Source organism: Paraburkholderia podalyriae (assembly GCF_014397785.1).
GTDB lineage: Bacteria > Pseudomonadota > Gammaproteobacteria > Burkholderiales > Burkholderiaceae > Paraburkholderia > Paraburkholderia podalyriae.
On the sequence record NZ_VZQQ01000001.1, the window covers coordinates 169,933 to 192,430 of the forward strand.

Consider the following 22,498-nt stretch of genomic DNA (forward strand, 5'->3'; position numbering starts at 1 on the left):
ACAAGAGCCGCTCCAGTGTTCGACCGGTGCATTCGCCCGGCCGCCGTTCGGCCGCGAGCATCGATACAAGGTCAGAACAGACCCAAAGCGATAGCCGCTTGAACCCCGCCGCCCGGAGTCGGACCTTATGCTGCGCCAGTCGGGCAGCGTTTGTCGATGCCATTGCCAATCCCTTTCAAAAGTCAGCAGATACCGCGCGGCGCTTCTGCACAACTGCACACCCCTATAGGGTGTTGTGCAGTGTGTGCGAGGGGAAGGCTGCACATCTTGCACTTGTGCAGTTTTGTGCAAGATGTGCGGCCCGACTCACCTCCGCTTCGCACGGGTCACACGGCCCAAATCCACCCGTCGCGCAAATGAACGATTCGAGAAGCGCAAAAATCGTTTAGCGCCCGTCGCACCATCGTGTTTCGCCGGGTGGGATCGCACGACAGCCGTTCCGCAATGACTGGAACCACGTCAGCTTCACGCACGCACGACTGTCCAGCCGGCGCGCCAGCTTCACCGGAATGCGGTGACTCTCGCAGTAACATCTGCAAAACGTCGTGAACGATTTTTTGTGTCGGCCCGAGTCGACGCACCGGGGCCGGAGCCTCGCTATCGTCGGGTTCGACTACGCATGACGTAACGGGCTCGCCTTCCGCGTCGTCGCCTAGCTCGACGGGCTGAAGCCGGAACGGATTGCGGGCGCCGTCCACATCGTCCTTGCTCTTTGCTACGTGAAATTCGCGGCGGTCGCCGTCCCGCTTCACTTCGATAGCCGCATCGAGTGCCGCAAACAGGCTGCTGTGACCGCGTAAGCCCTTCGCCGCATCTTTGCCGGTGTGATGCACCGCCAGCACCACGCCGCCGATTACGCGCTGAATTTCCTTACACGCCTCGATCAGCGCGCCCATATCGGTGCTCGCGTTTTCATCGGCTCCGGGCGCAGCCCGGTTCAATGTGTCGATCACGAGCAAGCCGTCACGCAAGCCAGCCGCCGAAACGGCCGCGCACAGGGCGTCAACATCGGCCGGGCTGCGCAGGTCGAATGATTGCGTAATGAACCCCATCCGCTCAGGCAGCACGCGGCCGTGGTGCTCGCGCCATGCGCTGACGCGCTTTGACAAACCGGCCTCACCTTCAAGGCACACATACAACACAGGCGCGGCGTCGACGCGCCGCCCGAACCAATCCTCACCGCCCGCAATCGCCGCGCACAGATCGAGCGCGAGAAATGATTTGCCCGAGCCCGAAGGGCCGTAGATCGAGGCCAATCCGGACGCCGGTAGCACGCCGCGCACAAGCCAGCGAAGCGGCGGCGCGTTCGCCAAATCATCGGCCGATAGCACCCGATACCGCTCCACGTCCGTTTCGTGAGCGTCTGGCGCTTTGGCCGAGTCAATCCATCCAGCTTTCTTCGCTTCGTGAAACAGCGTCGCCGCCGTGACCCGAACCGCCCTATCGTCTTTGAACGAATCCCACGCCGCCCGACAATCGTCTTCCCTCGTGTAGTTCGCGCCCGTTGCGCTCCACGCGTCGAACACTTCAAACGGAACGCCGGCATCCTTCGCGGCCATGCCGAGCCGAATCCATGTGTCGCGATCGCAGCCGGCATTCAGCGCGAACAGCGCAGAGCATGCGCGCGCCACTTCGACCGGCAGCCGGTCAGAATCGGACATAGGGGCGCTTTTTCGCTCGGGGCGGCGTGCGTACACCCATACCGGCAACACCGGCATGTCCAGCGCATCAAAAACGCTACAGCCCGGCATCCAACTATAGGGCGTCCCATTCGCGTGAATGCTCGGAGACGCGACAATATGGCCGTTATGTTTCAGGTCGACCCCCGGCCCGAGCTTGCCCGGCAGTTGCCCACCATCAGACACGCGGTAATAGCGATGCTCACCCCCGCTACCCGACTTCGCGACGGCGGTCGATGGAAGCGGGCCGTGTTCCAGTTCGAGCGTGGCGAGCGTCTCGTAACCGTTCGATTTTCCTTCGTGGCAGTCGATGTCGACGATGACGATGCCCGATGCCGCACAGTTGATGCCGATGTTCGCGTCCGGCACGGCACCCCACCACCGTTTGATAATTTCGGGGGCGCACGTCGCATCGTTCTTGCCGTTCGGCACAAGCCGGCCAAGCGGCGCTTTGCCCTTCGGTTCCAGTGGAAGCACGCGCATGCCTCGTGCGGCGTAGGCGAGCGCATGGTCGAGCATGGTTGCGGATTCGGGTTGCGGGCGCGCCGTCTCGCCGCTATCATTTGCATTACTAATCATCTTCGTTCCGATAGAAGAATGAACGCCCCGGCGCTTATGGCCGGGGCTTTCTTATTGGGACTCTAGCGGGAGAGCGCGAACGCTTCGGCTAGCTCTGCCACGAGCTCGCGTACGGCCATGTCGTAGAGCCAAGCACCCACGTCAAAGCGCATGTTGAACGAGCAAGACGGGCCACTACCCGGGTAACGGACGGGCGTATACCCGGCGATAATGGCGGCGACGATGAATGCGCCGTTCGGGACGCGGCCCTTCCCCACATTGCGCGCGCCCCACGACGAGGCGATGCGCGCCAGTTGTACGGAGTTCGCCGCGCTATTGACTGCCTCCTGCGGCATCGCATGCGCCCTCACGAAAAGCAAGGCGGTCCGCACATATTTCTGGTACGCAGGATGCGAGGCAGCAGAAGCAGGACGAGGAAGACCGCTTTCGATCCAACCCGCATGGGTTAGCTGAGGGTACTCGGCTTCGACGTGAGCGATTACGATGCCGATCTCTTCGTCGGTAAAGCGCGCCAGCTCCTCCGATGTCGCATACTGAAGTCTGTCCCGCACGCGGCTTGCGTGCTCCATATCCGCCGTCCGTTCGGCCGCGCTCATGCTGCGGCTCCGGTCAGTTGCTCGACAGTATCAATCGGCCACCAAAGGCGGCGATTCGGTAGCTTGATGGGGCGAACGCTAAAATAAGCGCCGGTCTGGCTGTAGCGCTTGTGAATCGAGCGCGGACGGACGTTTAGACGTTCGGCCAGCTCATCGGTTGTCAGGAACTGACGAACGTGAGTCGGGGTGGGGAGTACTTCCGGTTGTTGTTCCTTCATTTCAAACCTCAGCTAGGGATGCCCCGAATGGCCCAACTACTGCCGTGGCACGCTAGCCGACTGTTTGACTGGAACTGCGCATCTCGCCGGACGACACGTGGGGAGGATTCGTGTTCCGATCATGCGAGGCGCGACTTGGAGCGGAGTCTATCAGTTTTTATTTAGGACGACGGACATCCCTGCACAACTCACCAAATTTTTTCAGCCGGGGCCCGGTAGGTATAGGGGAGCGCATTGGAAGCCGCCCCGTCAGGACCCCGGGGCCGGGGGGGTCTCGCGCCGCTTTGCCGCCGCCAGCCGACGCGCAAATCGGCGCGGCTAAGGGTCTGCTACCCCCGTCGAGCTTTTCTCGCAATCGTCGGCATCGGGGGCCGCCGATCGCGCACCGCGATAGCTCGAATGCGTCCGCGAAGCTCAGGCGCACCCGCGTCGCAAATTGCACGGCGCCTACCCGTTCGAAACAACACGCAGTCCGGGCGCAGTAACATTGGCCCTAAAATCGATGCCCGCCTGTTCGAGCATCCATGCCTCGATGTTGTCGTGCCACTTGCGTAACAGGTCGAGTGGGCGGCGGCGATAATGTTTCTCGGCGATCGCGCTCGGCTTGTGGCCTTGAATCTGCGCCACCACGCCGACCGGCACCTCGCACCATTCAGCCAGCGTGCCAAACGAACGCCGCAAGCCGTGCAGTGAGACGTGCGGCAGACCTGCAACGTCGAGCGCCTGATTGTGCGCGACGCGCGGCTCCTCGACGTGTCCGCTCTCCGACCCTGTGCTCGAAAACACCCATTCGTTGCGACGCGGCAGCGCCGCGAGCAAAGCGGCAAGATACGGCGTGAGCGGAATCGTGCGGCCCGTGTCCTGCTCGACCTTATCGGCGATCGACAGGCTGCGCCACTGAAAATCTACGTCCACCCAACGCAGCGCGAGCATCTCCTCGCGCCGCGCGCCCGTGATAAGCAACGCTTGCAGGTAGGCCGATATAACCGGATTGCCGATGTTGCGTACCGACGCGAACCACGCGGGCAATTGCTCGCGCTGCAAGCTGTCGCCCTCCTTTGCCTTCGTGCGCGGCACCGCGTCCTTAACGCCGCGCGACCTGTATGAATCGGCCGGGATGACACCGCGATAGGTCGGCGTGTCGTCGGCCCAACGGATAAACCCCCGCAGCAACCGGAACGAGAGCGCCGTCATGGTCGGCCGCTCACGCGCCTCACCGTCGAGCCACTGTGCAATGTGCTCGCTCGTCAGCGCCGAAAGTTTCAGCGGACGAAGCGACGCGAGAGGGCCGGCCACGGTCACCCCTTGCCCGCGCTTCTTGGGCTTGCCACCTTCGTCGGCGTGCTGGATATGGTCTTGATAGTGCCGGTCGCTCCAGCGCACTTTGCGCGCGTTCAAATAGGCTTCCCACGCCTCACCGAACAGCGCGTCTTGGCGGCGCGCTTCCGCCTTACGAGCTACGGCGGCGGCGCGTTCCTTCTCGGCATGCTCGCGGGGATCGATGCCTTTATCAATGAAAGAGGTTTGCAGTTCCCGGGCTCGCTCCTGCGCCTGCTCGATCGTCCAATTCAGCGCGTCGCCGATCGTAATGCGCACGGTGGCGCCATTGAGCTTGCCCTGAAAGATGTAGGCTTTCGCCCCGGCCCCCGTCGCACGTAAGCCGAGGCCGGGCGCTTTGCTGTCCCACAAGAAGGATTGCGCTTTGCCGTCAGGGCACTTATGCGCGGCCACACGCGCTGCGGTGAAGTTGATTTTTGCCATGTCAGGTCAGTTGCTCGCATCACGGCTCCGCCGACCCGGAATTCGGGCTCGATCCATGTAACCGCCATGTAACCCGATTATGGGGTATTCGATCAACCTAAGGCAACCAACAAATCCGTAGGTTATACGCCAGAATCCTTTACGGGCTTAGATTCTGGCGGTTACATGGATTCAGATCAACATCGATAAATATCGATTCTTGCGGACTCTTAATCCGTAGGTCGAGTGTTCGAGTCACTCACGCCCCACCAAAGAATTCAAAGGCTCCAGAGCAATCGGGAGCCTTTTTCATTTGTGGCTTTGTGCCGCAAACGTGCCATGACGGATCATCATGGCATCGATCGTTTTGGCATGGTCTACCAGAATGGCCGGGCTCAGATGCGCATATCGCTGCACCATCTGCCCTGTTTGCCAGCCACCCAGCCCCCGCACGGCATACAACGGCGCCCCGTTCTGCACCAGCCAGGACGCCCAGCAATGCCGCCTGTCATGCCAGCGGAAATTCCCGATTCCAACTTCCTGCAAGGCATTCCGCCACGATCGGGTGTTGGCGTTGACGATGGGCCTGCCCCTGAACGTGCCAGTTCCACGTTCAAGTGCCGCCCGGATTATCTGCACCTCTATCACAACAGCCTCACGCTCGGTCAACTGTCACGTTTCGGCTAATTGCTCGCGCTAGCTAATATGCACGAGTCAACTAGTGCTCGCGTCAAGAAGGCCCAGACCATATAGCCATCCTGAGTTTTCCTTCTGGCATTAAAAAATTAAATGCCAACTGTAAAGATTCATGCCGAATTGCCGTTATTCGGGTGGCGTCAATGGAGAACACCGGACGCTACTTGCCCAATTCCCGTTAGGCAGAAGACTCAACGACTTAAAAACTAAAGAACAACGAGCGAGGAACCATGGAAGTCAAATTGATGGGGGCTGCAGCCTTGTCGCTGCTTTTGCTGGCTGCATGCTCCGACATGCAGATGGGCGCAACGTCGGCGAAAACGACCGCGACCGGCTCGGCGGCTGGCGCGACATCCCAGAACGCCAATGCCAGCCTGCCGCATTGCACCGCGCCCCTCGGGACCGTTTCGATTGTCGAAGACACCACTGCCCCCTGGTATGGCCTGCTGACCGGGCAATATCAGCTTGGCAGTACTGTCCCTGTTCTAAAGCTGCTGGTGCAGCAATCCAACTGCTTCGTGATTGTCGATCGTGGCCGTGCACTGGCTGCCGCCATGGATGAGCGGCAGCTCAATGCAACTGGCGAGCTTCGCAAGACTTCAAAAATGCACAAAGGCCAGATGGTCGCCGCCGACTACACCATCAGTCCCAGTATTACGTTTAGCAACAACAACGCAGGTGGCGGTGCAGCGGGACTGCTCGCGTTTGTGCCGGTCGTCGGCGGAGCGCTCGCGGGTGTCGCCGGCACGATGAAGACTCAGGAAGCATCGACATTGCTCACGCTGGTCGACAACCGTTCGAGCGTCCAACTGGCCGCCGCAGAAGGGTCGGCCAAGAACGTCGACTATGGCATGCTCGCCGGCATCGTTGCCGGAGGCTTTGGCGGTGCAGGTGGCGGCGCTGGAGGTGCATATGCGAATACCGCGCAGGGCAAGGTCGTTGTGGCCGCCTTTACGGATTCGCTAAATAATCTCGTCGCATCCGTGAAGCAATACAAAGCGCAAAGCGTGAAGGGTGGCCTCGGTGCCGGCGGAGCTTTGCAGGTGAATTGATCGCCGTATAGGCGTAGTAGGCCACCAAAAAAAATTCAAAGGGTTGCGCGCGAATGCGTCGCAACCTTTTTTCATTTCCAGCGCAGAAAATCGCGAGCGAACGCTCAACCCACTCCCATCTGCGCGACCCTATTCCTACCCCCGGCCTTTGCCGTATACAACGCCTCGTCCGCAGCACGAATCACAACGCTGACATCCGTCACCAGATCCGGCCGCGACGTGGTCGCGCCGATGCTGACCGTCACGCGACCAAACTCGCAGCCCACGTGCGCGATGCCCAACTCGCCCAGCGCCACGCGGATGTTCTCGCCGACCACCCCGGCACCGGCCACATCGGTATCCGGCAGCACCACGATGAACTCCTCGCCGCCGTATCGGCCGACGCAATCGCCCGGCCGCTGGATCACCCGGCGGATGCAGCGCGCGACCGCGGTCAACGCAACGTCGCCGGCCTGGTGCCCGTACGTGTCGTTGTAGGCCTTGAAGTGATCGATATCGACGAACAGCAGCGACAACACGCTGCCCGTGCGGCGCGCGCGCAGCCATTCGCGGTCGAGCGTTTCGCACAGCGCGCGGCGATTGGGCAGGCCGGTGAGTCCGTCCGTGCCGGCAAGCCGTTCGAGTTCGTGCTCCACCCGCTGCCGTCGCCGCAACTCGGCGCTCAGCCATGCCGACAACACGATCACGCCGATTCCGAAGATCAGCATCAGCGAACCGATCGTCAGCGCGCGCTCCCACCAGCCCGCATAGATATCGGCGGTCGACTCGGCGACCAGCACGATCAGCGGCAATTGCGGAATCCGTCTGAACGAGTAGAGCCGCTCGGCGCCATCGAATGGCGAAGACGTGATAAAGCTGCCCTCGTCTTTCGCGAGCACGTGCTGGAAGAACGCCGTCCTGCTGATGTCGCTACCGCTCACGTGTCGATCGTCGGGCCGTCGCACGATGATCGTGCCGTCCGTTCTAAGGATCGACATCGAGCCATGCTGCCCGATCCTCAGATCCGCAAACAAGCTCGCAAAGTACGCTTGATCGATACCAAGCGCGACGATCCCGGCAAACGATCCGTCCGGCCGCGACAGTCGCCGGCTCAGCGCGATGCTGCGCGAACCGGGTCTGAGTCTCGAACCGTATGGGGCGCTGACGTCGAGCCCGAAGCCCGGGTCGTCGCGATGAATCCTGAAGTACGGACGATCGGAGAGGTTGCCTCCGCGCGGCACGTCGCTTTCCGAATCCATCACGACGTTGCCCAGCGCGTCGATCACCACCATCGCGCCGACGTATTGCCCGGTGGCCGCGCGATCGAACAGGATCTCGCGCCGCAAACGCGGCGAATCGAGCACGCCCGGACGCCCGAGGCCATCGGCGACGGCTTGCAGCGACAGCGCGTACAGTTCGAAATTGCGCGCGATGTCTCGCTCGGTGATCGTCGCGACATCGCGCGTTGAATCGAGCGCGCGTGCGATCGCATCCTCGCGGCTCTGATACAGCGCATAGCCACACAGCGCGAGCATTGCCAGCACCACGCCGCATCCCGCGTAGATAACGCCATCGCGCGGCATCCGCCATCTGCGCGCCCGCGCGATCAGCACGCGAAACCGGCCCCTTCTTTTGTGGATCATTTCGTTTAATCCATTCGATTGCTCGTTTCCAAAAGAAACGGACCGGTCTATTAATACTGACGTCAGGCATTCATCGCGCGCCGAATGCATTCGCTTTTTAGAGGCCTCGGACCATTTATCGGACGGAATGATCTTGCGCTTCATAGGGACATATCTCAGGTTTATGAAGTAGAATTTACAGATAATCTGAAAAATCTGCTTTTTCTCGATAACGTTTGCGCCTATCGCTTTTCAAAATTAAAACGCGCGTTTGTTATTCCATCATCACGTTATTTTTTGTTCCGCTGAAGTGGCATGCGGTTTTTCCCCGCCTTTCGGGTGGGCAATTTCCTTCAATACATGCTCTCGCCGTCTCGTTACCGTTGAGCGTCGCAATCCATTCGCACACTCACGTTTCGAGGTATCCGATGACCGCATTACTTTCGATGGCCGCGTTCGCGCTCGCCAGTTCCATTTCTCCCGGGCCGGTCAACGTCGTCGCGCTGAGCGCCGGCGCGCAGCACGGGCTCGCCGCGAGTCTGCGGCACGTCACTGGCGCGACGGTCGGTTTCACGTTGCTGCTTCTGTTGATCGGCCTCGGTCTGCACGAATTGCTCGCGCGCTTTCCCAATCTGATCGAGATCGTCAAATGGGCGGGCGTGGGCTTTCTGCTCTACATGGCCTACAAGCTCACCGTCGATAACGGCCAGCTCGGCGCGGAAAAGCCGGCGCGCGGGCCGTCGTTCGCGCACGGCGCGGCGATGCAATGGCTCAATCCTAAGGCGTGGCTCGCGTCGCTGGCCGGCATGAGCGCATATGCGGCCGGCGGCGACGGCAAGCTCGTCTGGCAATTCACGGCGCTGTACTTCGTGATCTGCTATCTGTCGATCGCGAGCTGGGCGTACGCCGGCACGTTTTTGCGCAGGCATCTGCGTGAAGCGAAGCGGGTCAAGGTGTTCAATCGCGTGATGGCGGCGCTGCTCGCGCTCAGTGCGTTGTATCTGCTCGTGGAGTGACGCGGATCGCGCCTCCTTCCTGAAGTGGCCTCACGCCGCGCGGCGCTCAACTGCGATATTGCCCCGGCGTCGCCGCCACCAGCCGCTTGAAGGTGCGCTGCAAATGCGCCTGATCGGCGAAGCCGGCGTCGAGCGCGACATCGGCGATCAGCGCCCCGCGCCGCAGTTGCGCGCGACTGTACTGGATCCGTCGGTTGATCAGATACGCGTGCGGCGTCATGCCGTAGCGCAGCTTGAACGCGCGTATCAGATGCGACGCTGACAGCCCGGCCGCCTCGCACACGTCGCCGAGTTTCAGCGCGCGTGTGCAGTTGTCGGTGATGTACGCCGCGGCACGCGCGAGCTGGCCGCTCGCGGCACGCTCGGGCAAGCTCGCCGGATTGAGCGTTTGCTGCACGTGGGAGAAGAAGGTGATGGCCGCGCTTTCCTTGCGCAGCGTGTCCTTGTCGTTGTCGGTGCTGGCGAGAATCGCGCACAGCCGGTTCAGGCCGTCGAACAACGCGGCGTCGAGCGTCATGATCTGCGAAAAAGCGCGGAACGCATGGTTCTCGTTGAAGCCAAGCTCGTGCTGCAGTTTCGTGAACCACGCGACGTCGACGTGCAGCATCCGATACGACCAGCGCTCTCCGGCAACGGGGTTACACGCGTGCACATCGTCGGGGTTCATCACCACGACGGCGCCCGCGCCAATCCATTCCCGCGCGTGATGGTTCAGGTACACGCTGCGGCCGCCCGTCACCGCGCCGATCGAGAACGTTTCGTGTGAATGCCTGGCGTAGCAAACCTTGCGGCCATCGTCGATGGAGCGCGCCTCGATGAACGGTAGCGCGTTGCTGCGCCAGAAGCGCGGCGCGGCTGCGCCGGTTGCGCGTGCGGTGTTCGCAGCGCTTGCCGCTTCGGTCGTCTCGCCCATGCACGCTCTCCGGTTGATCCGTCGACTTCGCCATCGTCTTCGCGAAGCCTACGTATCGTAGCCGTCAAACGCATGGCCAACAAGCGAACGCGCGGCGCCGCTCGCCAACGGCGCCGCCTGCCCAGCGCGACGCGACTACTTCGCGCTGACGTCGATATTGCCGAGGTATTTCGCAGCAAGCGTCTTCACGGTGCCATCGGCTTGCACCTTTGCGATCGCGGCGTTCAACTGATCGCGCAGCGCGGTGTCGCCCTTGCGAATACCGTATGCGATGCCGCTGCCGAGAATCTTGTCGTCGCGCACCGGCTGACCGACGAACGCGTAGCCCTTGCCTTCGGGCTTCGACAGAAAGCCCGTTTGTCCGGCGGGCGCGAGCACCAGCGTGCCATCGAGACGCCCAGCGGTCAGATCTGTATAGACCTGGTTCTGATCCTGGTACGGCAGCACGATCACGCCGGCCGGCTCCCAATGCGCCTTCGCGAAGGTCTCCTGAATCGAGCCTTGCAGCACACCGATGCGCTTGCCCTTCAGGGACGCGGGCGTCGGCAGCAGACCGCTATCGCGTCGCGCGATCAGCTGCGTCGGCACGCGATAGACCACCGTCGTGAAATCGATCGCCTGGCGGCGCTGCTCCGTCGCGTTCATCGCCGAGTTGATCGCGTCGAACTTGCGGCCTTGCAGCGCTGGGATCAGGCCGTCGAACGAGGTTTCGACCCACTTGCACGTCATATGCGCGGCCGCGCAGACCGCGTTGCCGACGTCGATATCGAGCCCTTGCAGCTCGCCGCCCGGCCCTTTCGATTCGAACGGCGGGTACTGCGCTTCGAGGCCGAAGCGCAGCGTCGCGGTATCGGCGGCGCTTGCGGCCGACCACATTGCGAGCGACGCGCCTGCGCAGGCCAGCGCCAACAAGCACTTGAGCAACTTCATAACATCTCCCTTCTGTCTTCGAATACCTTGATGACTTCGATACGTCGAGTTTGCCGTCGCTCGCTCAGATCTCGCACAAACGCCGCGCGCCTTCGAGCAACGTCGCGTCGTCCTTCGAAAAACTGAGGCGAATGAGGCCGCAATCCGTGCCGTCGGTATAGAACGCCGACAACGGAATCGTCGCGACGCGCGCATCGCGGATCAGGCGCAGCACGAAATCGCTGTCGCTTTCATCGGAGAAACCGCGAAACCGCGCGAGCATAAAGAAACTGCCTTCGCTCGGCAACAGCTCGAAGCGCGATTCGCGCAGCGCATGCGCGAGCAGATCGCGCTTCTTCTGATAAAAGTCGGACAGGCCGAGATAGCTGTCACGATTGGCGAGCGCGTCGACGAACGCGTGTTGCATCGGCGTGTCGGCGGAGAACACCATGAACTGATGGACCTTGCGGATCTCCTCCATCAGCGCGGCGGGCGCGAGACAGTAGCCGACGCGCCAGCCGGTCACGTGATACGACTTGCCGAACGACGACACGATCACGCTGCGCTCGGCGAGCTCGCGATGGCGCGCCATGCTCTGATGCTTCGCGCCGTCGAATACGACGTGTTCGTAGACCTCGTCGGACAAAATCACGATGTCGGTGTTGCGCGTCAGTGCCTTCAGCCGGTCGATATCGGCGTCGCTAAAAATCGTGGCGGTCGGATTGTGCGGCGTGTTGACGATGATCATGCGCGTCTTCGGCGTGATCGCGGCGGCGACTTCGTCCCAGTTCACGCGAAAGTGGTCGAGCGACAGCTTGATCGCGACCGGCTTCGCGCCCTGCAGGCGTACGATCGGACCGTAGCTGTCGAACGAAGGCTCGAAATAGATCACTTCGTCGCCCGGATGCACGAGCGCGCTGATCGTCGAATAGAGCCCTTCGCTCGCGCTCGCGAGCACGGTGACTTCGCTGGCCGGATCGTAGCGCACGCCATACAGCGTTTCGACCTTCGCCGCGAGCGCTTCGCGCAGCGCACCGATGCCGGCCATCGGCGCGTACTGGTTGTGGCCGGCGCGCATCGCTTGCGCGACGCCGTCGACGAGCTTCGCGTCCGGCGCGAAATTCGGCGCCCCCTGCGACAGATTCAATGCATCGTGTTGCGCGGCCAACTGGCCGATCACGGTAAAAATGGTGGTGCCGACGTCCGGCAGTTTCGAGCGGGCTTGCGTGGCGCTCTGCATAAGACTTTCTCCCTTTCTTCAGCCGCCGGCGGCCGAGCCAACGGCGGCGGCGGTGCGCGTTCCTTCCGGTGAGGTGATTAGGCATCAGCCGAACAACGCTCACAATCGAAACTTTGTCATGCGCGGCATGCGTTTTCGTCATGGCTCGCGCGCAGCCGCTGGACGCCGGGCAAAGCCGACGGGATCACGGTTTGCGGGGACGCGGCGCGGAGATCGGGGAATGCGGGAAACCGCGTAGGTATGAAGGAATGTGATGCTGAGCGGCCCGCTTGCGGAAACGGCCGCGAATGCGGCCGTTTTTTCTAGTTATCGGACTTTCAGGGAAAGTCGGTGCTTCGGGTGAATCAGGCTTCGTCCATCAAGCGGACCTTGACCTTGCGCCCCTTCAGCTTGCCCGCGCTGAGCCGGCGCACCGCTTCGCGCGCGATGCTGCGCTCGACCGCGACATAGGTCGACATGTCGGTCACGTTGATCTTGCCGATCTGCGAGCCCGCGAAACCAGCGTCGCCGGTCAGCGCGCCGAGCACGTCGCCGGGACGGATCTTGTCCTTGCGGCCGCCGAGGATCTGCAGCGTTTCCATCGGTGGCAGCAGCGGTTCGTTGCTGCCCGCGTTCAGCTCGGCCAGCTTGTGCCATTCGACGTCGCGCTTGTGCGCCTGCTCGATCCCGCCGACGCGCCCCATCTCGTCCATGCTCGCGAGACTCAGCGCCCAGCCTTCCTGATCGGCGCGGCCCGTGCGGCCGATGCGGTGCGTGTGCACTTCCGGGTCCGGCGTCACGTCGACGTTGATGACCGCTTCGAGTTGCGCGATGTCGAGGCCGCGCGCGGCGACGTCGGTCGCGACGAGCACCGAGCAGCTGCGGTTCGCGAACTGGATCAGCACCTGATCGCGCTCGCGCTGATCGAGTTCGCCGTGCAGCGCGAGCGCGTGGAAGCCCTGCGCGCGCAGCACGTCGAGCAGATCGCGGCACTGCTGCTTCGTGTTGCAGAACGCGATCGTGCTGACCGGACGATAGTGATTCAGCAGCAGACCGACCGCATGCAGCCGCTGGTCTTCGGTCACTTCGTAGAAGCGCTGACGGATCTTGCTGTCGTCGTGCCGCTCGGCGAGTTTGACTTCCTTCGGATTTCGCAGGAATTGCTGGCTCAGCTTCGCGATGCCCTCGGGGTACGTCGCTGAAAACAGCAGCGTTTGGCGCTCTTTCGGGCATTGCCTCGCGACCTTCGCGATGTCGTCGAAGAAACCCATGTCGAGCATGCGGTCGGCTTCGTCGAGCACAAGCGTGTTCAGCGATTGCAGATCGAGGCTGCCGCGTTCGAGGTGATCCATGATGCGGCCCGGCGTGCCGACCACGACGTGCGCGCCGTGTTCGAGGCTCGCCGTCTGCGGACGCATCGGCGTGCCGCCGCACAAGGTCAGCACCTTGATGTTTTCTTCCGCGCGCGCAAGACGGCGAATTTCCTGCGTGACCTGATCGGCGAGTTCGCGCGTCGGGCACAGCACCATTGCCTGCGTGTCGAATTTGCGCGTGTCGAGGCGCGCGAGCAACGCCAGCGAAAATGCCGCGGTCTTGCCGCTGCCGGTTTTCGCCTGGGCGATCAGATCGTGGCCGGCGAGCGCGATCGGCAGGCTCGCGGCCTGGATCGGCGTCATCTCGACGTAGCCGAGTTGCGTCAGGTTCGCGAGCGTGGCGGGCGGTAACGGCAGCTCGCTGAAGGCGGCGCCGGAGGGGGTGGGACTATTCATGAGGTCGTCTATGGGAATCGCGGTTACTCGGCCATCGGGCCCTGGTCGGGGCGGCCCGGCAGTTGCTCGTACAACACCTCGCCGTCGTCGCTGTCGAAACGCTCGACGTAATTTCGCGCGCCGCACAGCGGGCAGCGGAACAGCAGCCCTTGGCCTTCGTTCTTGATGACGACGTCGGACTGCTCCCACCGCGCGCCGCAGGACTGGTTTCTACAGGTGAACACGTTGATTCTCCAACTGGATTCGATGATCGATCGGCAAGGTCGCATGCGCGGCCTTGCCGTGTATGGGATGACTGCTTCGGCGAGGTGCGGCCATGGCTCGTGACGGCCGGCACGAGCCTCAGCCGAGATGCGTATGCCGCGGGCGTGGAACGGCCACATCCATGTCCGTCAGGCCGTGCACGATGCCGCAGTCTTCGACCGGATGCTCGCCGTTACATTGGTCGCGCAGCATCGTCAGTTGCACCTTCAGTTGCTGCAGCTCTTCAATACGCGTGTCGACGTGCGCGATGTGCTCGTCGACCAGCGTATGCATGCCGCCACAGCCGTTCGCCGGCGCGTCGGTCAGACGCAGCAAGGCGCGGATTTCGTCGTGGGTCATGTCGAGCGCGCGGCAATTGCGGATGAAGCGTAGACGCTCGACGTGCTTTGCCGTGTAACTGCGGTAATTGGCTTCGGTGCGCTCCGCCTCGGGCAGCAGGCGCTCTTTTTCGTAGAAACGGATGGTTTCCGTCGTGCAATGGGCGATTTTCGCCAGTTCGCCGATTTTCATGGCCCCTTCCTCCACACGGCCTTGACCTTGTAGTGGCTTCAAGGTGTTTACTAGACCACAAATCGCACGAGGAAGCCACTTATGCCTGAAACCGACCGCATTGCCGCCGACCGTCCACAAGTGAATGAAAACGGTGCGCACGGGGCTTGCGGGGAGGTTGACGCGCGGCGCGACGATGACCAACACCATGACCATGACCACGCTCACGGCCACGTGCATGATCACGCTGCCGGTGCTTGCTGCACCTGCGCCGCGTTCGCGCCGACGTCACTGCGCCTGCCGCCTTCTGAAGCCGTCGGCGACGACCTGCGCACCGCAATCCGCATCCTGCAGATGGACTGCCCAACCGAGGAAGCGCTGATCCGCAAGAAGCTCGGCCGTACGCCAGCCGTGCGCAGCATGGACTTCAATCTGATGCAGCGCGTGCTGACCGTCGTGCACGCGCCGGGCGCGCTCGACACGGTCCTCGCTGCGCTGCGCTCGCTCGACTTCACGCCCGAACTGGCGAGCGCCGCCGGCAATGCCAATGCCAACGCGGCATCCCAAGCGGCCATCAGCGCCGCGGGCAAGCCGTGGTGGCCCCTGATCTTCGCGGGCGTCGTCGCGGCGACCTCAGAGGTCGCTAGCTGGCTCGTCGCGCCCACCTGGGTGGTAGCGAGTCTCGCGATCGTCGCGATCGCCTCCTGCGGCATCACGACGTATCGCAAAGGCTGGCTCGCGCTGCGCAACGGCAACCTGAACATCAATGCGCTGATGAGCATTGCCGTCACCGGCGCGGCGCTGCTCGGCCAGTGGCCCGAAGCCGCGATGGTGATGGTGCTGTTCACGATCGCCGAGCTGATCGAAGCGCGTTCGCTCGAGCGCGCGCGAAACGCGATCGAAGGACTGCTGCGCCTAACGCCCGACGAGGCGAGCGTGCGGCAGCCCGACGGCGCCTGGCAACTGGTCCGCGTCGACACGATCGCGCCCGGCGCGCTGGTGCGCGTGAAGCCGGGCGAGCGGATCGCGCTCGACGGCGCGATCGTCGCGGGCCGCTCGAGCGTCGATCAGGCGCCGATCACTGGCGAGAGCCTGCCGGTCGACAAAACCACCGGCGATGCCGTGTTCGCCGGCACGATCAACCAGGCGGGCTCGTTCGACTATCGCGTGACGGCCGCGGCCGGCAACACGACGCTCGCGCGCATCATCCATGCGGTCGAGGAGGCGCAGGGCACGAAGGCGCCGACGCAGCGCTTCGTCGATGAATTTGCGCGCGCTTATACGCCGATCGTGTTCGCGATCGCGCTTGCCGTCGCTCTGGTGCCGCCGCTGGTGTTCGGTGAAGCGTGGCACGAGTGGGTCTACAAGGCGCTGGTGCTGCTCGTGATCGCGTGTCCGTGCGCGCTCGTGATCTCGACGCCGGTAACGATCGTCAGCGGGCTCGCGGCCGCGGCGCGCAAGGGGATTCTGATCAAGGGGGGCGTGTACCTTGAACAGGGACGAAAACTACGCTGGTTGGCGCTGGATAAGACCGGGACGATCACGCACGGCAAACCGGTGCAGACGGAGTTCAAGATCGTCGGTGACGAGGCCGACGCCCTCCGCTATCGCTCACTCGCGGCGAGCCTCGCGGGCCGCTCCGATCATCCTGTTTCGGTGGCGATTGCCGCTGCCGCCAATGACGACGGCGTCGAACATCTGCACGTCGTTGGGTTCGAAGCGATCGCCGGACGCGGCGTGCGCGGCGATATCGATGGCATCGCGTACTGGCTCGGCAATCATCGCCTGATCGAAGAGCTGGGCCGCTGCTCGCCGCAACTCGAAGCGCGTCTCGATGCGCTCGAACAGCAGGGCAAAACCGTCGTCATGCTCGCCGACGCGCAGCGCGTACTGGCGTTGTTCGCGGTCGCCGATACGGTGAAGGAGACGAGCCGCGCCGCGGTCGCCGAATTGCGGCGGCTCGGTGTCGGCACCGCGATGCTGACCGGCGACAACCGCCACACCGCCGACGCGATTGCGCGGCAGGTCGGCGTCGATGAAGCGCGCGGCGACCAGTTGCCCAAGGACAAGCTCGACGCGGTCGCGCAATGGTCGGCCGATGGCGCGCCGGTCGGCATGGTCGGCGACGGCATCAACGATGCGCCCGCGCTCGCGCGCGCTGACATCGGCTTCGCGATGGGTGCGATGGGTACGGACACCGCGATCGAAACCGCCGACGTCGCGCTGATGGACGACGATCTGCGCAAGATTCCGACGTTTATCCGGCTGTCGAAGGCGACGCATGCGGTGCTGGTGCAGAACATCGCGCTCGCACTCGGCATCAAGAGCGTGTTTCTCGTGCTGACGTTGATGGGTCTCGGCACGATGTGGATGGCGGTGTTCGCCGACGTCGGTGCGAGTTTGCTGGTGGTGGGTAACGGGTTGAGGTCATTGCGGAAGTGAGTGGGCGTGTGAGGTTGACGCTCGTTGCGTCCTACGCTGAACCGTCGCTCACGGCAACCTGGGTCGGCGCGCTCGCCAGCAGTTCATCGCTGTCGTCTTTCAAGCCGACGCCAGTAACGCCGAGCTTCCTTGCCTGCGCGAGCAGATAATGCAGCTTGTGCGCGGCCTGCGGATAGTCGAGTCCTTCGGGTCGCACGTTCGAAATGCAGTTGCGCTGCGCGTCGCTGCAACCCGCTTTCGGCGCATACGTGATGTAAACGCCGAGACTATCCGGTGAACTCAAACCGGGCCGCTCGCCGATCAGCATCACGACGATCTTCGCGTCGAGCAATTCGCCGATCTCATCTCCGAGCGCGACGCGAGCCTGACGCGCGACCACCACGGGACCGATGGTCCAATCCGTGAGCTTCGCACGTACGGCTTGCAGCAGTGGTACAGCCTGCTTCGACGCGGCGAATGCCGATAGACCATCGCCGATGACGAACAGCACATCGCTTGATTGTGTCGGCAGTTGCGCGAGCGCCGCGCGACTTTCATCCGACAGACGCCGCCCAAGGTCAGGACGCCTCAAATAATGCTCGCGATCCGGCGCGGCGCTATGCACGTCGAGTGTGTTGAAACCTAGCGTGCGCAGTTGTGCGTGCAGCGCGTCCACGTCGAGCGGATGGTGCACGGCGTCGCGCGCCTGCGCATGCGCGAGGTTGAACGCGAGCAGCGGTGCGGTCGGCAAGCTGTTACCCGCGCGGCCCAACGCGATGCGTGCCTGCGTAAACTGGCGCAGCGCGTTCCACGGATCCTCGTCGAGTGCGTCGTTCCCGCTCATGCGATGCCCATCCAGTCACGAGCGCCTTCGAGCAGCGGTTGCCGCGTCGATGCGCCGATCAATGCGCCGCGTGCGTCGATGATCTGCATCGACTCCAACCATGCCTCGAATTCAGGCGCGCGCCGTAAGCCGAGCACGTCGCGCACATACAGCGCGTCATGAAACGACGTACTCTGATAGTTGAGCATCACGTCGTCGGCGCCCGGCACGCCCATGATGAAATTGATGCCCGCGACGCCGAGCAGCGTCAGCAGGTTGTCCATGTCGTCCTGATCCGCTTCGGCGTGGTTCGTGTAGCAGATGTCGCAACCCATCGGCACGCCGAGCAGCTTGCCGCAGAAGTGATCCTCGAGACCCGCGCGCGTGATCTGCTTGCCGTCGTACAGATACTCGGGGCCGATGAAACCGACTACCGTGTTGACCAGAAACGGCTTGAACTTGCGCGCGACCGCATAGGCGCGCGCCTCGCAGGTCTGCTGGTCGACGCCGAAATGCGCATCGGCCGACAACGCGCTGCCCTGCCCCGTTTCGAAGTACATCAGATTGCTGCCGACCGTGCCGCGTTGCAGCGACAACCCCGCCTCGTACGCTTCCTGCAGCAGCGCGAGCGAAATGCCGAAGCTCGCGTTTGCTTTCTCGGTGCCCGCGATCGACTGGAACACCAGATCGACCGGCGCGCCTTTTTCGATTGCGGCGATCGTGCTCGTGACGTGCGTAAGCACGCACGATTGCGTCGGCACCTGGTAGCGCTGACGGAATTCGTCGATCATCAGCAGCAGCTTCGTGATCGCGGCGAGGTTGTCGCTCGCCGGATTGATGCCGATCAGCGCGTCGCCGCAGCCGTACATCAGGCCGTCGAGCATCGAGGCGGCGATGCCTTTGACGTCGTCGGTTGGGTGGTTCGGTTGCAGGCGGACGGATAGGTGGCCCGGTAAACCGACGGTGTTGCGAAAGCGTGTGACGACCGGGCGTTTGCGCGCGGCGGTGATCAGGTCCTGGTTGCGCATCAGCTTCGAGACCGCGGCGACCATTTCTGGTGTGAGGCCCTGGGTGATGCGGGTGAGTGCGTCGGTGTCGGTTGAGGTGCCGAGCAGCCAGTTTCGGAAGTCGCCTACTGTCAGATGCGCGATTTCGGCGAAAGCTTGTGCCGAGTGATCGTCGATGATCAGGCGTGTCACTTCGTCGATCTCGTAGGGGATCAGCGGTTCGTCCAGGAACGTGCGCAGCGGCACCTGTGCCAGCGCCATTTTGGCGGCGACCCGCTCTTCTTCGCTCGCTGCCGCGATACCTGCGAGCTGGTCGCCGGAGCGTTGCGGGCTCGCTTTTGCGAGCAGGGTCTTCAGGTCGGCGAAGCGGTACGTGCGACTGCCGATCGACTCGGTGTAGCTCATGTTTGCGGCTCCATCGCTTCGCGCGGACGCGGACGGGAATGGGAACGGCGGTGACTGCTGGATGCTGCTTGCTGCGGGTGGTGCGCATCACACGATAGCGCCAAATGGCCGCGGCGTCACGCCGTGTGGATTGGGCCTGTTTGATGGTGCTGCGTTTGTTGGTGCTGCGTTTGTTGGTGCTGCGTTTGCCGCTTCCGCTATCGAGCATGTGGCGAGGTTAGCGGACGCTTAATCCGCTTTGCGCGGCCCGCTTTAATTCCGCAGGATTGGGTAAACGGCCGGCAAGCGCCGACGTGATACTTTGTTCGCATGCTCTCGCGACAAAATTCTTCCGTCCAGACATGAACGAATCAGACCGTCAGACTCGATACGCAACGCGACTCGCACGCGTGCTCGACCACGTCTACGATCACCTCGACGAACCACTCGATATCGGGCGGCTTGCGGAGATTGCGTGTCTGTCGCCGTATCACTGGCACCGGATTTATCAGGCGATGTATGGCGAGACGGTCGCGACAACGGTGCGGCGTTTACGTTTGCATCGCGCGGCCGGCTTTCTCGCGAACAGTTCGATGCCGATTGCTCAGATCGCCGAACGTTCGGGCTATAGCAGTTTGCAGTCTTTTTCGCGGACGTTTCGCGCGGTGTTCGGTGTGCCGCCGGCGCAGTATCGCAGGCAAGGCACGCATAGCCGGTTCCGGCCGGCGCTTTCAGGAGACGATCAGATGACGATGATGCGTGAGGTCGTGATTCGCAATGTTGAGCCGATGGAGATTGTGTCGGTCGATCATGTCGGGCCTTATATGCAGATCGGCAAGGCTTTTGATGCTTTGTTCGGGTGGCTTGCGAAACATCGTCTGCTTGCGGGACAGATGCGGATGATTGGGGTCTACTTCGACGATCCGGGAGTGGTTGAAGAGCAGGCTTTGCGGTCGAAGGCGGGGGTGTTGTTGCCTGGGCCGGTGATGGATGAGGTTGGAGCGGCTGTTGGGATGAACGGGGCGGTTTCTGTGAAGAGAATACGCGGTGGAGAGTACGCGGTGCTGCGGCATGTTGGGCCGTATAGCGATATGCGCGCGGCTTATGCGTGGTTGTATGGGACTTGGCTCGTGCAGTCCGGGAGAGAGGCGGCAGATGCGCCCGTGTTTGAGGAGTATTTGAATAGTCCCAAGGAGACTGCGCCTGCGGAGCTGGTTACGGAGATTTGTTTGCCCTTGGCATGAGGTGACGTGGCTGAGTTGTTGTTCGCTGCCGTGCTTGTCTGGTTTTTATATGTCTTTGTATACGTATACGTAGTAATAGTTAACAAGTGGCGCGTCTGGCTGTGGATAACCGGGAAGTTCGTTTACGGATCAACGCGCTGTGGAATCGATAACCCTTTGGAACGCCGGCGGACAGGTTAACGGAGCTCGGGAGAAGTTTTCCTCGGCAGGTTAACGCCGCGGTTTTATCAAGGTTTCGCCCACAACGTGTTCGGTTGCTTTTACAAAAGTTGTCCAAAGGGGGCTGTGGACAAGTTTGGGGGCATGGCGCTTTCCAATCGTGCACACCAACGTCTACGTAGCCCCTCAACCGCTACCCGTTACACGCGAGGGTCAGCGTGGCGCAGCTTGAAAAGCCCCACGATGCCGGACAGGCCGTGGGCCTGTTCGTTCAGCATCGCGGAGGCTGCCGTCGATTGCTCGACGAGAGCAGCGTTTTGCTGTGTCGCCTGATCCATCTCGGCAACGCTGCGGTCGATCTGGCTGATGCCGGCGCTCTGCTCGTTCATTGCACCGTCGATTTCGCCGATGACGCGATTCACGCGATCAATTCCTTCGACGATTTCGTGCATCGCTGCACCGGCGGCCTATACACGCTGCGCGCCCTTGCCGACGCTGGCTTCCGATGCTTGAATCAGGTCCTTGATCTCGCGCGCCGCAGTCGCACAGCGCTGCGCCAGCGTGCGCACTTCGCCCGCCACCACGGCGAATCCGCGGCCGTTTTCGCCGGCACGCGCCGCTTCGACGGCGGCGTTCAGCGCAAGGATATTGGTCTGAAACGCAATGCTGTCGATCACGCTGATGATTTCGGTAATGCGCGCGGACGACCTGGCGATGTCATCCATCGTGCTGACTGCGCTCGTCACGACTTCGCCGCCGCGCGCCGCCGCCTGGCTCGCGGTGGTCGCCAGCCGCGTGGCCTCCATTGCGGCCTCGGCCGACTGCTTGACGCTGGCGGTCAATTGCGTGAGCGCTGCCGAAGTGTGCTGCAGATTGCTGGCGGACGTTTCCGTGCGTTGCGACAGATCGCGGTTGCCCGTTTCGATTTCGCTGGTCGCGGTCTTCATGTTTTCCACGCCGGCACGCACTTCCAGCAGAACGGAGATGCGCGATCACCTGGCCGTCGCGCGTCACGACGAAGGCCAGGCTCGATGGCGTCGGGTGCACGGCTGCAACCACTTCGCGCACTCCGTCGACCGGTACCGCGCCGCTTAACGCACCGGTCGCCTCGCCGTTGCGGATCATCGGCGCGGAAAACGACACGTAGGGCACGCCCGTCGACGCGTCGCCATACGGCTTTGTGACAATCAACGTGCCGGCTGCGACAGCCGCCTTGTACCAGGGCCGCGCGGTCGGATCGTAGTCCTTCGGCGTGGTGTTGCTGGTGGAGAAATAGGTCTTGTCGGTCCAGCCGACTGTGGTGATCGGGAAACCGTCCGCGCTGCTCATATGCTTGACGAAGCCTTGCGGATCGCCATGCTCGACCTCTTCGGCGGTCACCTTGACGGCCAGCGCTTTGGCTGCCACCCACTTGTCGATGGCCAACGCATTGGCGCCGGCGATGGCGCTCAGGTTCTGCGCAATGGTCTCCATCGTGTTGGCGCGCACGGTGATGTAGGCGGCGGCTCCCGAGAGCGCGAGCGCACCGATCACGGTTGCTGATGAAATCAGCAGGATGCGGGTTCGAAGTGAGGCAATCATGATCTTTTACCTCATGATATGCCTCGTCCACGAAATGACGGATAGGTCCGTGTCGGACCACGCATCTCCGTTGCGCCTCATACAGCAAAATGAAAAAAGACCCATAAGTTTCTCGACTTATGGGTCCGTCTTTCAGGTT

Annotated in this window: 18 protein-coding genes, 1 tRNA gene and 1 pseudogene; 5 read left to right on the forward strand and 15 right to left on the reverse strand. The window is 62.6% G+C overall.

Annotation, left to right across the window (positions count from 1 at the left end; translation table 11 throughout):
* Window positions 1-326 precede the first annotated feature (326 nt).
* From F6X42_RS00770 to F6X42_RS00785, 4 genes are all read right to left on the reverse strand, one after another.
* Window positions 327-2,258, reverse strand: coding sequence for an AAA family ATPase (locus F6X42_RS00770; RefSeq protein WP_246529902.1), 1,932 nt, complete (start codon window positions 2,256-2,258; stop codon window positions 327-329).
* 62 nt (window positions 2,259-2,320) lie between these two features.
* Complete coding sequence (locus tag F6X42_RS00775; RefSeq protein WP_187632374.1) at window positions 2,321-2,854, reverse strand: hypothetical protein; 534 nt, start codon at window positions 2,852-2,854, stop codon at window positions 2,321-2,323.
* Window positions 2,851-3,072 carry a DNA-binding protein gene (locus tag F6X42_RS00780; RefSeq protein WP_187632375.1) on the reverse strand — a complete coding sequence of 74 codons (222 nt, stop codon included), beginning with the start codon at window positions 3,070-3,072 and terminating at the stop codon, window positions 2,851-2,853. Before F6X42_RS00780 ends, F6X42_RS00775 begins: the two co-directional genes overlap by 4 nt.
* A gap of 447 nt (window positions 3,073-3,519) precedes the next feature.
* Window positions 3,520-4,833, reverse strand: coding sequence for a tyrosine-type recombinase/integrase (locus F6X42_RS00785; protein ID WP_187632376.1), 1,314 nt, complete (start codon window positions 4,831-4,833; stop codon window positions 3,520-3,522).
* Window positions 4,834-4,976: 143 nt separating this feature from the next.
* Between F6X42_RS00785 and F6X42_RS00790 the strand changes: the two genes are divergently transcribed.
* A tRNA-Ser gene (locus F6X42_RS00790) sits at window positions 4,977-5,084 on the forward strand.
* A 37-nt stretch (window positions 5,085-5,121) separates the two neighbouring features.
* Here F6X42_RS00790 and F6X42_RS00795 read toward each other — a convergent pair.
* Window positions 5,122-5,481 (reverse strand): tyrosine-type recombinase/integrase, encoded by a 360-nt coding sequence (locus tag F6X42_RS00795; protein WP_187632377.1) that lies wholly within the window; start codon window positions 5,479-5,481, stop codon window positions 5,122-5,124.
* A gap of 257 nt (window positions 5,482-5,738) precedes the next feature.
* Here F6X42_RS00795 and F6X42_RS00800 point away from each other — a divergent pair, with 257 nt between their 5' ends.
* Window positions 5,739-6,560 carry a CsgG/HfaB family protein gene (locus tag F6X42_RS00800; protein ID WP_187632378.1) on the forward strand — a complete coding sequence of 274 codons (822 nt, stop codon included), beginning with the start codon at window positions 5,739-5,741 and terminating at the stop codon, window positions 6,558-6,560.
* A gap of 104 nt (window positions 6,561-6,664) precedes the next feature.
* Here the strand turns inward: F6X42_RS00800 and F6X42_RS00805 are convergent, their stop codons facing one another.
* Window positions 6,665-8,182 (reverse strand): sensor domain-containing diguanylate cyclase, encoded by a 1,518-nt coding sequence (locus F6X42_RS00805; protein ID WP_187632379.1) that lies wholly within the window; start codon window positions 8,180-8,182, stop codon window positions 6,665-6,667.
* 407 nt (window positions 8,183-8,589) lie between these two features.
* Here F6X42_RS00805 and F6X42_RS00810 point away from each other — a divergent pair, with 407 nt between their 5' ends.
* On the forward strand, window positions 8,590-9,177 hold the full coding sequence (locus tag F6X42_RS00810; protein ID WP_187632380.1) for a LysE family translocator: 588 nt from the start codon (window positions 8,590-8,592) through the stop codon (window positions 9,175-9,177).
* Window positions 9,178-9,223: 46 nt separating this feature from the next.
* On the opposite strand, the gene F6X42_RS00815 is transcribed toward F6X42_RS00810, so the two are convergent.
* From F6X42_RS00815 to cadR, 6 genes are all read right to left on the reverse strand, one after another.
* The gene (locus F6X42_RS00815) at window positions 9,224-10,090 is read right to left on the reverse strand and encodes an AraC family transcriptional regulator (protein WP_187632381.1); all 867 of its coding nucleotides are present in this window, start codon (window positions 10,088-10,090) and stop codon (window positions 9,224-9,226) included.
* A 135-nt stretch (window positions 10,091-10,225) separates the two neighbouring features.
* Entirely contained in the window at window positions 10,226-11,020 is a 795-nt protein-coding gene (locus F6X42_RS00820; protein WP_187632382.1) for an ABC transporter substrate-binding protein, read from the reverse strand.
* Between the two features lie 64 nt (window positions 11,021-11,084).
* Complete coding sequence (locus F6X42_RS00825) at window positions 11,085-12,239, reverse strand: pyridoxal phosphate-dependent aminotransferase (protein WP_187632383.1); 1,155 nt, start codon at window positions 12,237-12,239, stop codon at window positions 11,085-11,087.
* A gap of 344 nt (window positions 12,240-12,583) precedes the next feature.
* Window positions 12,584-13,987 carry an ATP-dependent RNA helicase DbpA gene (dbpA, locus tag F6X42_RS00830; protein WP_187632384.1) on the reverse strand — a complete coding sequence of 468 codons (1,404 nt, stop codon included), beginning with the start codon at window positions 13,985-13,987 and terminating at the stop codon, window positions 12,584-12,586.
* Window positions 13,988-14,010: 23 nt separating this feature from the next.
* Window positions 14,011-14,211 (reverse strand): hypothetical protein, encoded by a 201-nt coding sequence (locus tag F6X42_RS00835; protein ID WP_187632385.1) that lies wholly within the window; start codon window positions 14,209-14,211, stop codon window positions 14,011-14,013.
* Window positions 14,212-14,329: 118 nt separating this feature from the next.
* On the reverse strand, window positions 14,330-14,761 hold the full coding sequence (gene cadR, locus F6X42_RS00840) for a Cd(II)/Pb(II)-responsive transcriptional regulator (protein WP_187632386.1): 432 nt from the start codon (window positions 14,759-14,761) through the stop codon (window positions 14,330-14,332).
* Between the two features lie 81 nt (window positions 14,762-14,842).
* Here cadR and F6X42_RS00845 point away from each other — a divergent pair, with 81 nt between their 5' ends.
* Window positions 14,843-17,182 carry a heavy metal translocating P-type ATPase gene (locus F6X42_RS00845; protein WP_187632387.1) on the forward strand — a complete coding sequence of 780 codons (2,340 nt, stop codon included), beginning with the start codon at window positions 14,843-14,845 and terminating at the stop codon, window positions 17,180-17,182.
* A gap of 31 nt (window positions 17,183-17,213) precedes the next feature.
* Here F6X42_RS00845 and eutC read toward each other — a convergent pair whose 3' ends face one another.
* Window positions 17,214-18,005, reverse strand: coding sequence for an ethanolamine ammonia-lyase subunit EutC (gene eutC / locus F6X42_RS00850; RefSeq protein ID WP_187632388.1), 792 nt, complete (start codon window positions 18,003-18,005; stop codon window positions 17,214-17,216).
* Window positions 18,002-19,396, reverse strand: a complete 1,395-nt coding sequence (locus tag F6X42_RS00855) for an ethanolamine ammonia-lyase subunit EutB (protein ID WP_187632389.1) — start codon at window positions 19,394-19,396, stop codon at window positions 18,002-18,004. The genes eutC and F6X42_RS00855 overlap by 4 nt, the downstream gene beginning before the upstream one ends.
* Window positions 19,397-19,737: 341 nt before the next feature.
* Between F6X42_RS00855 and F6X42_RS00860 the strand changes: the two genes are divergently transcribed.
* The gene (locus tag F6X42_RS00860) at window positions 19,738-20,619 is read left to right on the forward strand and encodes an AraC family transcriptional regulator (protein WP_187632390.1); all 882 of its coding nucleotides are present in this window, start codon (window positions 19,738-19,740) and stop codon (window positions 20,617-20,619) included.
* A 359-nt stretch (window positions 20,620-20,978) separates the two neighbouring features.
* Here F6X42_RS00860 and F6X42_RS45230 read toward each other — a convergent pair.
* A pseudogene (locus F6X42_RS45230) lies at window positions 20,979-22,356 on the reverse strand (methyl-accepting chemotaxis protein).
* Window positions 22,357-22,498: the final 142 nt, after the last annotated feature.